Source organism: Roseateles sp. 22389 (assembly GCF_052044995.1).
Taxonomy (GTDB): Bacteria; Pseudomonadota; Gammaproteobacteria; order Burkholderiales; family Burkholderiaceae_C; genus Roseateles.
This window is the reverse complement of sequence record NZ_JBQEOF010000005.1, coordinates 371,587-383,857: the sequence shown is the minus strand read 5'-3', so window position 1 is coordinate 383,857 and position 12,271 is coordinate 371,587. Positions and strand designations below refer to the sequence as shown.

The following is a 12,271-nucleotide window of genomic DNA, read 5'->3' as shown; positions in this document are numbered from 1 at the left end:
CTGCCGGTGTAGGGCGGGAACTCGGTCGCGACCAGGCGCAGCGGTCGTTCCGCCGCACCTGCCGGCAGCACCGGCAGCAGCGGCAAGGCGGCGGCGGCGAGCCGGAGGAGGCTGTCGCGGCGGGTGGTCATGATCGGTCGATGCGGGCGGGCCAGGGAGGTCGGCACAGCCTAGCAGCCGACTGCGGCGGCGGTCGCCTCGACGACCCGGGGGAAATGCCCGGTTGCGGGCCCGGAAGCGGCAATCGATCACGCAGGGCCGTGAAAAAGCCGGCCGGGTCTCGCGACCGGGCCGGCTTCAGGGGACAGGCGACGGCCCGTGGAGGCCCGCCGAGGGCCGTGCGACGGCTTACTGGCCGCCGGTGCCGGTGGCCAGCAGGGTGCCGGCGCTGCCCGCGACCCAACCGGTGCGCGCGTCGACGAAGAACACCTGCGTCAGCGCGCTCTGCGTGCCCACGAACTGCTTCTTCCAGGTCGCGCCGCCATCGGTGGTCATCAGCACGGTGCCGCTGTCGCCGACCGCCCAGCCCTGCTGCGCCGTCAGGAAGCGGATGGCGCGCAGGCCGGTCATCGGCAGGCTGACGTTGGTCTGGAGGGTCCAGCTCGCGCCGCCGTCCTTGCTCGACATCAGCAGGCCGCCATCGCCGACCGCCCAGAGGGTCTCGGCATCGCTGAAGGCCAGCTGGTGGAGGGTCGCGCTGGTGCCGGAAAAGCGACCGGTGAAGGTCTTGCCGCCGTCGCTGGTGACCACCACCGCGCCGCCGTTGCCGACCAGCGTGCCCTTGAGCGGGCCGCTGAACTTGAGGTCGTTGTAGTAGCCGTCCAGCGTCGCCTGCTGCGTCCAGGACTTGCCGCCATCCGTCGTCGCCAGCAGCAACTGACGCTGCTGCGACTGCTGGTAGTCGCTGGCCAGCGCGAAGCCGGTGCTCGCGTCGATGAAGTGGAAGGCGGTGACGGTGCGCCCGCTCGACTGCAGCGGCGTGAGCCAGCTCAGGCCGCCGTCGTCGGTGAGGTAGATGCGACCGTCCGCCGCCAGCAGCCAGCCCTTCTTCGCGTCGACGAACTGGAAGCGCGGCAGCATCGAGTAGTAGCCCGAGCTGGTCAGCCCACCGACCTTGACGGTCCAGTCCAGGCCGCCGTTGGCGGTTTCCATCAGGTCACCCTTGGCCGAGAGTGCAAGGCCGCGCTTGGCGTCGAAGAACCAGAAGGCCTGCAGCGTCTTGCCCGCCGCATCGGCGTCCGGACCCGCGATGCGCTTCCAGGTCTGCAGGTCGGTGCTGATCCGCGTCACGCTGTCCCAGCCGGTCACCAGCCAGGTCTGCCCGTCGATGGGCGTGAGCTGGCCGCCGAAGTCCAGGCGCGCGGCGCGCCAGGTCAGGCCCAGGTCGGTGCTGAGCTCGGTCACGGTGCCGAGGCCGGACGCGGCGTAGTACTGCCGCATCCAGACGCCGCGGGCGGCCAGGCTGTAGCTGACCGTGAACCCGGGGTACACGTTCGCCGGCGCCGTCACCGCGGACCAGTTCCGTCCGCCGTCGACGCTGCGGTACAGCGTGCCGTTGGTGACGACGGCGCCGGTGGACGCATCGACGAACTGCGGATTGCCGGACGAGAAGTAGCCGGTCGACGGCAGCCCCTGCGGGACGACCGTGTCCCAGTTCTGGCCACCATCGGCGCTCTGGCGGATCGAGAGGGTGTAGACCCAGCCCTGGCCGTTCACGTAGTTCGAGCTCGTGCCGGTGGCCACCACCGCGTTGCCGAAGACCTGGAAGCCGCTCAGCGGCACGTTGGGCGTCGCCGGCAGCACCACCGTCGAGGTCTTGCCCAGGTCGGTGGACTTGCGCAGCGCACCGCTGTCGAACCACCACAGCGTGCCGTCGGCGGCCAGCATCGGCTCCTGCGTCAGCGTCGCCTGGCTCCAGGTCGCGCCGCCGTCCGCGGTCGCGCGGATCAGGCCGTTCATCGACATCACCAGCGTGCCGGCGCCGGCCAGCTGCAGCGAGGCGCCGGTCATCGGCGGTTGCGCGGTCGGCTGCAGCGTCCAGCGCGCACCGCCATCGGTGGTGCGCAGCAGCGCGCCCGCGTCGCCGGCGGCCCAGCCGTTGTTGGCGTCGGAGAAGCGGATCGTCGTCAGCCGCGTCGTCAGGCCGGAGGCCTGCTTGGTCCAGCTGCCGCCGCCGTCGCGGGTGCGCAGGATCTCGCCGTTGTCACCGACCGACCAGCCATTGCTCGCGTCGATGAAGAAGAAGCCCACCGGCACGGTGCCGGTCGGCCGCGGCGCCTGCCAGCACCAGCCGGCGCCCTCGGCGCCGGTGCAGCTCAGGCCCTGCACGTGGGTGCGGTTGTTGACCGACACCGTCCACTTCACTTCCTTGGAAGCGCCCGCGGCGTTGGAGACCTTCAGCGTCACCGCGTAATCGCCGACCTTGGCGTAGTCGTGCTTGGGACTGGCCTCGGTGCTGGTCGTGCCGTCGCCGAAGTTCCACGCGAAGCTCAGGCCGGTGGTGGCCGCGGCATTGCTGGTGAAGGCGGTGCCGGACGTGACGTCGGTCGAGGCGGCGGCGGCGATCGCCAGGTTATCCGGAATGGTCACGCCCTGGACGGGCGGCGGCGGCGGTGGCGCGTCATCGCCCCCACCGCCTCCACCGCAGGCGCTCAGCAGCGCGGCACTGATCAGCGCGCCGGCCCAACCGGCGCGCATACGCTTGTTCGTATTCAAGGAATCCTCCCGATGTATCAATTTGTCTTCTTTTTGAAGCGGGCGGATTCTGCCCGAGGCCCTTGCCGCGCCAGCCCCGGGTGCACCCGCTCCACCCGAACGGGGGAGGCGCCGAGGCAGAATCGCGGCCATGTCCGAGGCCCGCAGCACCGTCCCGCCGCCGTCGCCCGCCGCGAAACGCGCGGGGGCCGATCCGAGCGGGCGTACGCCGGCGACCGAGACGCCGGCCGCCAAGTCCGCGCCCCAGAAGGCGATGGAAAAGATGGGGCTGACGCGCGACATCGACCTCGCGCTGCACCTGCCGCTGCGCTACGAGGACGAGACCACGCTGACGCCGCTGGGCCAGGCCCGCGATGGCGACACGCTGCAGTGCGAGGGCGAGGTGATCGAGAGCCGCATCGAGATCCGCGGCCGGCGGCAACTGCTGGTCAAGCTGCGCGACGACGACGGCGCCCTGCTGACGCTGCGCTTCCTCCACTTCTATCCCTCGCACCAGAAGACGCTGGCCGTCGGCACCCGCGCCCGCGTGCGCGGCGAGATCCGCGTCGGTTTCTTCGGCCGGGAGATGGTCCACCCGAGCTTCCGCAAGGTCGAGGCGGACACGCCGCTGGCCGCGTCGCTGACGCCGGTCTACCCCACCAGCGCGCAGCTGCCGCAGGCCTACCTGCGCAAGGCGGTCGCCTCGGCGCTGCGCCGCGCGCCGCTGGACGAGGTGCTGCCGCAGGCGCTGATTCCGCGCGGCCTGCCGCCGCTGTGCGAGGCGCTGAACTTCCTGCATCACCCGCCGCCGTCGGCCGGCCTGTCGACGCTGGAGGACCACACCCATCCGGCCTGGCAACGGCTCAAGTTCGAGGAACTGCTCGCGCAGCAGCTCAGCCAGCAGCGCGCCCAGCGCGAGCGCGTCCACCTGCGCGCGCCGGTGCTGCGCGGCGCACCCGGCGGGCTGCATGAACGGCTGCTCGCCGCCCTGCCCTTCGCGCTGACCGGCGCGCAACGCCGCGTCGCCGAGGAGATCGCCGCCGACCTCGCCCGCCCCCAGCCGATGCACCGGCTGCTGCAGGGCGACGTCGGTTCCGGCAAGACGGTGGTGGCGGCGCTCGCGGCGGCCGTGGCCATCGGTGCCGGCTGGCAGTGCGCGCTGATGGCACCCACCGAGATCCTGGCCGAGCAGCATTTCCGCAAGCTGATCGGCTGGCTGGAGCCGCTGGGCATCCGCGTGGCGTGGATCACCGGCAGCGTCAAGGGCAAGGCGCGGCAGAAGATGCTCGACGCCGCCGCCTCGGGCGAGGCGACGCTGATCGTGGGCACGCACGCGGTGATCGAGGACAAGGTCCGCTTCCACCGGCTGGGGCTGGCCATCATCGACGAGCAGCACCGCTTCGGCGTGGCGCAGCGGCTGGCGCTGCGCAAGAAGCTCGCGGACGAGGCGGCCGGCGCGACCGCGGTCGCCGGGCCGGGCGTGCCGCCCGGTTCAGGCCCGCTCGAGCCGCACCTGCTGATGATGAGCGCCACGCCCATCCCGCGCACGCTCGCGATGACCTACTTCGCCGACCTGGACGTGTCGACGATCGACGAGCTGCCGCCCGGCCGCAGCCCCATCGTGACCCGCGTGTTCGCCGACAGCCGGCGCGACGACGTGATCGAGAAGATCGCCGCCGCCGTCGACGACGGCCGCCAGGTCTACTGGGTCTGTCCGCTGATCGAGGAGTCGGAAGCGCTCGACCTCAAGAACGCGACCGAAACCCACGCCGAGCTGGGCGACGCGCTGCCCGGAAAGATGGTGGGGCTGCTCCATGGCCGCATGGCGCCGGCGGAAAAGGCGGCGGTGATGTCGCTGTTCAGCGGCGGGCAGATGCAGGTGCTGGTCGCGACGACCGTCATCGAGGTCGGCGTCGACGTGCCCAACGCCAGCGTGATGGTCATCGAGCACGCTGAACGCTTCGGCCTGTCGCAGCTGCACCAGCTGCGCGGACGCGTCGGCCGCGGCTCGGTCGCCAGCGTGTGCGTGCTGATCTACACCGGGCCGCTCTCGGACACCGGCAAGTCACGCCTGCGCGCGATGGCCGAAACCACCGATGGCTTCGAGATCGCGCGGCGCGACCTCGACATCCGCGGGCCGGGGGAATTCATGGGGGCGCGGCAGAGCGGCGCGCAGTTGCTGCGCTTCGCCGACCTGCAGGAAGACGCGCCGCTGCTGAGCGCCGCGCGCGCGCTGGCGCCGAAACTGCTCGACGAGCAGCCGCGGGCGGCGCGGCTGCACGTGGAGCGGTGGCTCGGTCACAAGACCGAGTACCTCAAGGCCTAGTCAGGGCCCTTACTTCAGCTGGATGGCCCAGTACAGCAGCACTTCGGTGGCGGTCACTTCCGAACCGCTGTAGAGCTGGGGCTCGGCGTTGATCTTGTCGACCGTGGCCTGGCCCGAGATGACGCGACCGAAGACGGCATAACCCGGCTGCGAGGCGCTCTTGTAGTCCAGCGACGCGCTGTTGTCGACCGAGTTGAAATAGAACTGGCTGGTCGCCGAGTCGGCCGCAGTGCCACGCGCCATCGCGATCGTGTACTTCGTGTTGGACAGGCCGACGTTGGTCTCCAGCTTGATCGTGCCGCCCAGGTTGGCGCCAGGATTCTTCGCCACGTAACCCGTCGAGAAGCCGCCACCCTGCACCACGAAGTTCGGCACGACGCGATGGAAGATGGTGTTGTCGTAGTACTTGGCGTTGACGTACTTCAGGAAGTTGTCGGTGGTGATCGGCGTGCGGGCGTCCAGCTCGATGACGATCTCGCCGTCGCTGGTCAGCATGCACACGGTGCGCGCGGCAGTGCTGGCGTTCGACGCGGCAATGCCGGCGGCGCTGCAGGTGAGCGTCGGCGGCGTCGTCACCGGGTTGGGCTTGGGGCTCTGCGCCGGGCTGCCGCTGTCGTTGTCATCGCCGCCGCCGCAGGCGGCCAGCATCAGGGCACCGCCCAGGGCGGCCGTCAGGGCCAGCCACCGGGGAGCGGCGGCGATCGAGGAAGAGAAGGAAGTCGTCTTCATGGGGGCTCGCAATGGGAGCTTGTGGCCCCCGCTTCTGGCAAAGAAGCGCGAAGTATCGTGGTCGCCTCGACACACGTCATGGCCCCGGTGCGCGGCCCGCACGAAAACCGATCGGGCTTTCCCTAACGACACCTTCACAGGGTGATGGGTGTCACCCAGCGTCGCCATCCGCGCCCCGGTCTGCCCAGGATCGGCGACGGAAAGACACCGTCGGTTTCAGAACTCGAGGTTGTCGATGAGGCGGGTCTGGCCGATCCGGGCGGCCGCCAGCGCGACCAGCGCCTCGCCCTCGCGCGCCGGGCCGAGGTCATGCCGGCGGCGCAGCGTCAGGTAGTCCGGCGCCCAGCCCGCGTCGCGCAGCGCCTGCATCGCGTCGGCCTCGATGCGGTCCAGGTCGCGCTCGCCCGCCTGCCAGCGGCCGATCATCGCCTTGAGCGTGCGCGACAGCAGCAGCGCGTCCTGCTTCTGCTGCTCGCTCAGGTAGCCGTTGCGCGAGGACAGCGCCAGCCCATCGGCAGTGCGCTCGGTCTCGCCGGCCAGGATGCGGATCGGCATCGCCAGCTGGTCGACCATGCGGCGGATCACCATCAGCTGCTGGTAGTCCTTCTTGCCGAAGACGGCCACGTCCGGCTGCACGATCTGGAACAGCTTGGCCACCACGGTGCAGACGCCGACGAAGAAGCCGGGGCGGAAGTGGCCCTCGAGGATGTCGGCCAGCTCGGTGGGCGGATGCACCTTGTAGCCCTGCGGCTCGGGATACATCTCGCGCTCGTCGGGCGCGAAGACGAAGTCGCAGCTCGCGCCCTCGAGCAGCTCGGCATCCCGCGCCAGCGTGCGGGGGTAGCGGTCGAAGTCCTCGTGCGGCGCGAACTGCAGCCGGTTGACGAAGATGCTGGCGACAACGAGGCCGCCCTCGCCCACCGCCGCGCGGGCCTGGCGCACCAGCGCCAGGTGGCCGTCGTGCAGGTTGCCCATCGTGGGCACGAAGGCGACCGGGCGGTCGCCCGCGAGCGCGGCGCGCAGACCGGCGATGTCGTGGTGGATCTGCATGATCAGTAGCTGTGCTCGGGCGCCGGGAAGGCGCCGGACTTGACGTCGGCGACGTAGCGCGCGAAGGCCTCGCCGACCGAGGCCGAGCCCTGCATGAAGTCGCGCACGAAGCGCGGCTTGCGGCCGCCGCCCACGCCCAGCATGTCGTGCATCACCAGGACCTGGCCGGAGCATTCCGCGCCGGCGCCGATGCCGATCACCGGCACGCCCAGCGAGCGCGTGAGCTCGCCGGCCAGCGCGGCGGGCACCATCTCGAGCAGCAGCATCTGCGCGCCCGCGTCGACGAGTTCGCGCGCATGCGCCCGGATCTGCGCGGCGCCGGCTTCATCGCGGCCCTGGACCTTGTAGCCGCTCAGCGCGGTGACGGTCTGCGGCGTGAGTCCGAGGTGGGCGCAGACGGGGATGCCGCGCTCGGTGAGGAAGCGCACCGTGTCGGTGGTCCAGCCGCCGCCCTCGAGCTTGACCATGTGGGCGCCGGCCTGCGCCAGCTGCATCGCATGGCGCCAGGCGACCTGCGGCGACTCGTGGTACGTGCCATAGGGGAGGTCGGCCACGATCCAGGCCAGGCGGCGCGCGCGGGCCACGCAGGCGGTGTGATAGACCATGGACTCCAGGGTGACCGGCACCGTCGTCTGCAGCCCCTGCACCACGTTGCCCAGCGAGTCGCCGATCAGGATCGAATCGACGCCGGCCTCCTCCATCGCATGGGCGAAGGTGGCGTCGTAGGCGGTGAGCATCGCGATCTTCTCGCCGGCGGCATGCATGTCGAGCAGGCGCTGCAGCGTCACGGGCTTGCGGTCGGCGGTCGCCTGCGGGCGCGGCGCGGCGTAGGGGGGGGTCGGTTCGGTCATGCGTGTCCCCTGGAGGATGGGCCGGGGCCCTTGGGGTGGGGCGGCAGTGTACGGGACGGTGCCAGAAGGCCGCATTCTGAGGACAATGCCGACCCATGACCCTGACCGAATTGCGCTACATCGTCGCCGTCGCCCGCGAGCGCCACTTTGGCCGTGCGGCGGAAGCCTGCTTCGTCTCGCAGCCGACGCTGTCGGTGGCGATCAAGAAGCTGGAGGAGGAGCTCGACGTCAAGATCTTCGAGCGCGGCGCCAACGAGGTGACGATGACTCCCCTGGGCGAGGACATCGTGCGCCAGGCCCAGTCGGTGATCGAGCAGGCCAGCGCGATCAAGGACATCGCCAAGCGCGGCAAGGACCCGCTGGACGGCCCGCTGCGGCTGGGGATCATCTACACGATCGGGCCCTACCTGCTGCCCGAGCTGGTGCGCCACTGCATCGACCTCTACCCGCGCATGCCGCTGATGCTGCAGGAGAACTTCACCCAGAAGCTGCTGGACATGCTGCGCACCGGCGAGCTGGACTGCGCCATCATGGCCGAGCCCTTCCCCGACGCCGGCCTGGCGGTGGCGCCGCTGTACGACGAGTCCTTCGTCGTCGCCGTGCCAGCGGTGCATCCGCTGGCGAAGAAGGAGCGCATCAGCGCCGAGGAGCTCAAGGCCGAGACCATGCTGCTGCTGGGCAACGGCCATTGCTTCCGCGATCACGTGCTGGAGGTCTGCCCGGAGTTCGCGCGCTTCTCCACCGACGCCGAGGGCATCCGCAAGAGCTTCGAGGGCAGCTCGCTGGAGACGATCAAGCACATGGTGGCCTCCGGCATGGGCGTCACTGTGGTGCCGGCGCTGAGCGTGCCGGAGCATGTGCCGCCGCACCTGCGCTACGTGCCCTTCGAGGACCCGGCCCCGACGCGTCGCGTGGTGCTGGCCTGGCGCCGCACCTTCACCCGCTACGAAGCGGTCGCCGCGCTGCGCAACGCGGTCTACGCCTGCAAGCTCAGCGGCGTGAAGCTGCTCTCCTGACCGGCCCTCGATAGGCCCGCCACCCGCCGCGACGGGCTGGCAAGACCCGCCCCCCTCGAAGCGGGGGTCGTCAGGGTATCCGTGAATTTCTCACGAAGTCGTCACCGATAGCCTCGCTATGCGCACGGCGCCTACCCGGCTCCGTGGCCGCGCTCGCCCCGGACGCAGGGTCCTGGGGGCGTCGCCATGTCCAACCATCGCATCAGGGGGAAATCTTGAAACTTCGACCCACCCTCCTCGCCGCCGCGCTGCTGACCGCGGGCGTGGCGCATGCGGGCCCGACCACCGTGTCGGGCTCCGCCAATGGCCTGAGCTGGACCGCCGCCAGCACCATCGTCGGCGTGACCTCGACCGCCACCGCCGCCGGCGGCGGCGATCCGCGCTACTTCGCGCCGCGCTCGCAGTACGGCGGCGTCGCGACGCTGATCATGGATTACGGCGCGGCCGGCCAGTTCATCTGCTCCGGCACGCTGCTGCCCAACCAGCGCTCGATCCTGACCGCCGCCCACTGCGTCAGCGACGGCACGAACGCGCGCCCGCTGAGCACCTCGGTCTACTTCTATACCGGCAACAACCCGGACAACATCACCTGGAACCAGCCCTCGTTCTCCTACCAGGTGACCAACTACGCGGTCCACGCCGCCTACACCGGCGAGGTGATCGACCAGAACGACATCGCCGTGCTGTCGCTGGACAAGCTGGTGGACTGGTCCGTCAAGTCCCACGGCCTGTATGAAGGCGATGACCTGACCGGCAAGGACTTCAACATCGCCGGCTACGGCGCGCGCTCGGACACCGGCGGCAACGTCGGCGACAACCTGGGCACCGGCCGCCTGCGCCAGGGCGACAACCGCTATGACTTCCGCCTCGGCGACGCCGACTTCGGCGGCGTCTGGGCCGACATCCTGGGCGAGCCGGCCGGGCAGATCGAGCACACCTACCTGTCGGACTTCGACAACGGCCTGCCCGCCAACGACCTGGCCTGCAACATCGCGGTCGACGGCCTGGGCCTGCCGCCCAGCGCCAAGTTCTGCAACACCGGCCGCGGCGCCAACGAGGTGTCCTCGGCCGGCGGCGACTCGGGCGGTCCGGAGTTCATCGACGGCAAGGTGGCGTCGGTCACCTCCTTCGGCCTGACCTTCGGCAGCTTCTGGGGCGACGTGGACGACGAGCTGAACAGCAGCTTCGGCGAGTTCAACGGCTTCGTGCCGGTGAGCATCCACCGCGACTTCATCAACGCCAACGCGGTGCCGGAACCGGCCTCCTTCGCGCTGGCCGGCCTGGGCCTGCTGGGCCTGGGCTGGAGCCGCCGCCGTCGCGTCCAGGCCTGATCGCCCCACGCGCCAGCAAAGCCGCCTCCGGGCGGCTTTTTCCATTTGCGCCGCCGCGTTTGATTCTGGCTATGACATCGGTGAAGCTATTCGAATGGCGATGTCGATAGCCAATCACTAAAGTAGCAGCTCATCGGCCGCCGGCATCCTCCGTCCGGGAGATGTCGGCGGCGAATCGAGGACCTACAAACGCGGCCAGCGCCCGAGGCGCGTCCCGTCGCGGGTTCATCTGCAAGGAGCAAGACATGACCCTTCGATCCGGGCAACGCGCCGTGGGCTGGCTGCTGGTCGCCGCTGGCGCCGCGCTGAACACCCAGACGCTGATCGACTGGATGCGCCACAGCGTCGTCTGACGCGCGCGCCGTTCACACGACCGCGGCCGTGGATCAGTTAGGCTGCGCAGCGTCTTTTGTCTTCCATTCCCAGAAGGAGTCCCTCGATGGCCAAGAAGAGCCCCTCTCCCGCCAAGGCGCCCTCCGCCAAGGGTGCGCCGTCCCTCCAGATCGGCATCAGCGACAAGGACCGCGCCGCGATCGCGCAAGGCCTGTCCAAGCTGCTGGCCGACACCTACACCCTGTACCTGACCACGCACAACTTCCACTGGAACGTGACGGGGCCGATGTTCAACTCGCTGCACGCGATGTTCATGGCCCAGTACACCGAGCTGTGGAACGCGGTCGACCCGGTGGCCGAGCGCATCCGCTCGCTGGGCCACAAGGCGCCGGGCTCCTACGCCCAGTTCGCGCAGCTGAGCTCGCTGCCGGACGCGCCGGCCACGCCGCCCAAGGCGCTGGACATGGTGCGCATCCTGGTGGACGGCCATGAAGGCGTGGCCCGCACCGCGCGCGCGCTGTTCGACCTGGTCGACAAGGCCAGCGACGAACCGACCGCCGACCTGCTCACCCAGCGCCTGACGGTGCATGAGCAGACCGCGTGGATGCTGCGCTCGCTGCTGGAAGAGTGATCGCCGCGACGGCGCGCGCATCCGCCGCCGGCAGCCAGGGGACCGCGAGGTCCCCTTTTTCGTGGGCCGGCGCCCGGGCCTCCGGTCGCGGTCTCAGCCGATCGCCTTGATGCGCCCGCCGCGGCGGGCCTCGGCCAGCATCGAGGCCAGCGCGCAGGACGCCAGCCGCGCGGTGCGCGAATCGGCGCGGCTGGTCAGCACGATGGGCACCTTCGCGCCCAGCACCACGCCCGCCGCGTAGGCCTGCGCCAGGAAGCTCAGGCTCTTGGCCAGCATGTTGCCGGCGTCCAGGTCCGGCACGATCAACACGTTGGCCCGGCCCGCCACCGGCGACACGATGCCCTTGATGCGGGCCGCCTCCGGATCGATGGCGTTGTCCATCGCGAGCGGGCCATCCAGCACCGCGCCGGTGATCTGTCCGCGGTCGGCCATCTTGCACAGCGCCGCGGCGTCGATCGTCGACGGCACCTTCGGATTCACCGTCTCCATCGACGACAGCAGCGCCACCCGCACCTCGGGCAGTCGCAGCGCATGCGCCAGGTCGATCGCGTTCTGGACGATGTCGACCTTCTCCTCCAGCGTCGGCTCGATGTTGATCGCCGCGTCCGAGATGATCAGCGGCTGGGGATGCCCTGGCACGTCCATCACGAAGCAGTGGCTGATGCGCCGGGCGGTGCGCAGCCCGCCCTCGCGGCGCACCACGGCGCCCATCAGTTCGTCGGTGTGGAGGCTGCCCTTCATCAGCGCGTCCACGCTGCCCTTGAGCGCCATCGTCACCGCCATCTCGGCGGCCGCGTGGCTGTGCGGGACATCGAACAGCGTGAAGCGCGCCAGGTCCACGCCGGCCGCCGCCGCGGCCTCCGACACCTTGCCCGCCGGGCCGATCAGCACCGGCTCGATCAGCCCGAGCGAGGCGGCCTCGGTCGCCGCCAGCAGCGCCACGTCGCTGCACGGATGCACGACGGCCATGCGCAGCGGCGGCAGGTGCCGCACGGCCTCGATGAGGCGGTCGTAATGGGGATGGGCGCTGGGGGGATGCGCGATGGACGGCGCGATGGACGGCACCGATGACGGCGCCTGGCCGGCCGGCCCGCCGGCGCTTCGGAACGAGGTGATCACTGGCTGGCTCCCTGTGCTGCAGACGGCGCGGCGTCCCGTTGTCGCCGCGCATTCGGACAAGTTTTCCGACGCCCGACCCGCCGCGCGCTTGACCCTGTTTGTTCCTCGGGCTTTCACGACGAGTCGCGGTCGATGATGCATGCTGCGCTGCAACAAATCAAGCGACGCGGGGGTCACGCGGCGGTGCTGGA

The 12,271-nt window shown here is 70.5% G+C and carries 9 protein-coding genes; 4 read left to right on the top strand and 5 right to left on the bottom strand.

The genetic code is table 11. The features are described 5' to 3' along the window. Positions 1-348: 348 nt before the first annotated feature. On the bottom strand, positions 349-2,715 hold the full coding sequence (locus ACTJKJ_RS10145) for a YCF48-related protein (protein ID WP_440820343.1): 2,367 nt from the start codon (positions 2,713-2,715) through the stop codon (positions 349-351). 130 nt (positions 2,716-2,845) lie between these two features. Between ACTJKJ_RS10145 and recG the strand changes: the two genes are divergently transcribed. Then, a complete protein-coding gene (recG, locus tag ACTJKJ_RS10140; protein ID WP_440820342.1) occupies positions 2,846-5,020 on the top strand; it encodes an ATP-dependent DNA helicase RecG in 2,175 nt (724 codons plus the stop codon). 9 nt (positions 5,021-5,029) lie between these two features. Here recG and ACTJKJ_RS10135 read toward each other — a convergent pair whose 3' ends face one another. The 3 genes from ACTJKJ_RS10135 to panB all read right to left on the bottom strand — a co-directional run bounded on the left by ACTJKJ_RS10135 (position 5,030) and on the right by panB (position 7,650). After that, entirely contained in the window at positions 5,030-5,749 is a 720-nt protein-coding gene (locus ACTJKJ_RS10135; protein ID WP_440820341.1) for a peptidylprolyl isomerase, read from the bottom strand. A gap of 216 nt (positions 5,750-5,965) precedes the next feature. Beyond that, complete coding sequence (panC, locus tag ACTJKJ_RS10130; protein ID WP_183483566.1) at positions 5,966-6,799, bottom strand: pantoate--beta-alanine ligase; 834 nt, start codon at positions 6,797-6,799, stop codon at positions 5,966-5,968. Between the two features lie 2 nt (positions 6,800-6,801). Beyond that, the gene (panB, locus tag ACTJKJ_RS10125) at positions 6,802-7,650 is read right to left on the bottom strand and encodes a 3-methyl-2-oxobutanoate hydroxymethyltransferase (RefSeq protein WP_183493261.1); all 849 of its coding nucleotides are present in this window, start codon (positions 7,648-7,650) and stop codon (positions 6,802-6,804) included. Positions 7,651-7,745: 95 nt separating this feature from the next. Between panB and ACTJKJ_RS10120 the strand changes: the two genes are divergently transcribed. The 3 genes from ACTJKJ_RS10120 (at position 7,746) to ACTJKJ_RS10110 (ending at position 10,961) form a co-directional block, all read left to right on the top strand. Further along, entirely contained in the window at positions 7,746-8,666 is a 921-nt protein-coding gene (locus ACTJKJ_RS10120; RefSeq protein WP_091729441.1) for a hydrogen peroxide-inducible genes activator, read from the top strand. Positions 8,667-8,881: 215 nt separating this feature from the next. Further along, the gene (locus tag ACTJKJ_RS10115) at positions 8,882-9,997 is read left to right on the top strand and encodes a trypsin-like serine protease (protein WP_440820340.1); all 1,116 of its coding nucleotides are present in this window, start codon (positions 8,882-8,884) and stop codon (positions 9,995-9,997) included. A gap of 439 nt (positions 9,998-10,436) precedes the next feature. Continuing rightward, positions 10,437-10,961: a Dps family protein gene (locus tag ACTJKJ_RS10110; protein WP_091729451.1), complete on the top strand. Its 525-nt coding sequence runs from the start codon at positions 10,437-10,439 to the stop codon at positions 10,959-10,961. 93 nt (positions 10,962-11,054) lie between these two features. Here the strand turns inward: ACTJKJ_RS10110 and ACTJKJ_RS10105 are convergent, their stop codons facing one another. Further along, positions 11,055-12,017, bottom strand: a complete 963-nt coding sequence (locus ACTJKJ_RS10105; RefSeq protein ID WP_183484184.1) for a phosphate acetyltransferase — start codon at positions 12,015-12,017, stop codon at positions 11,055-11,057. Positions 12,018-12,271: the final 254 nt, after the last annotated feature.

Bases quoted from the DNA above. Each gene is read 5' to 3' on its own strand.
- recG (WP_440820342.1), top strand. From the start codon at position 2,846: ATGTCCGAGGCCCGCAGCACCGTCCCGCCGCCGTCGCCCGCCGCGAAA.
- ACTJKJ_RS10135 (WP_440820341.1), bottom strand. From the start codon at position 5,749: ATGAAGACGACTTCCTTCTCTTCCTCGATCGCCGCCGCTCCCCGGTGG.
- panC (WP_183483566.1), bottom strand. From the start codon at position 6,799: ATGCAGATCCACCACGACATCGCCGGTCTGCGCGCCGCGCTCGCGGGC.
- panB (WP_183493261.1), bottom strand. From the start codon at position 7,650: ATGACCGAACCGACCCCCCCCTACGCCGCGCCGCGCCCGCAGGCGACC.
- ACTJKJ_RS10120 (WP_091729441.1), top strand. From the start codon at position 7,746: ATGACCCTGACCGAATTGCGCTACATCGTCGCCGTCGCCCGCGAGCGC.
- ACTJKJ_RS10110 (WP_091729451.1), top strand. From the start codon at position 10,437: ATGGCCAAGAAGAGCCCCTCTCCCGCCAAGGCGCCCTCCGCCAAGGGT.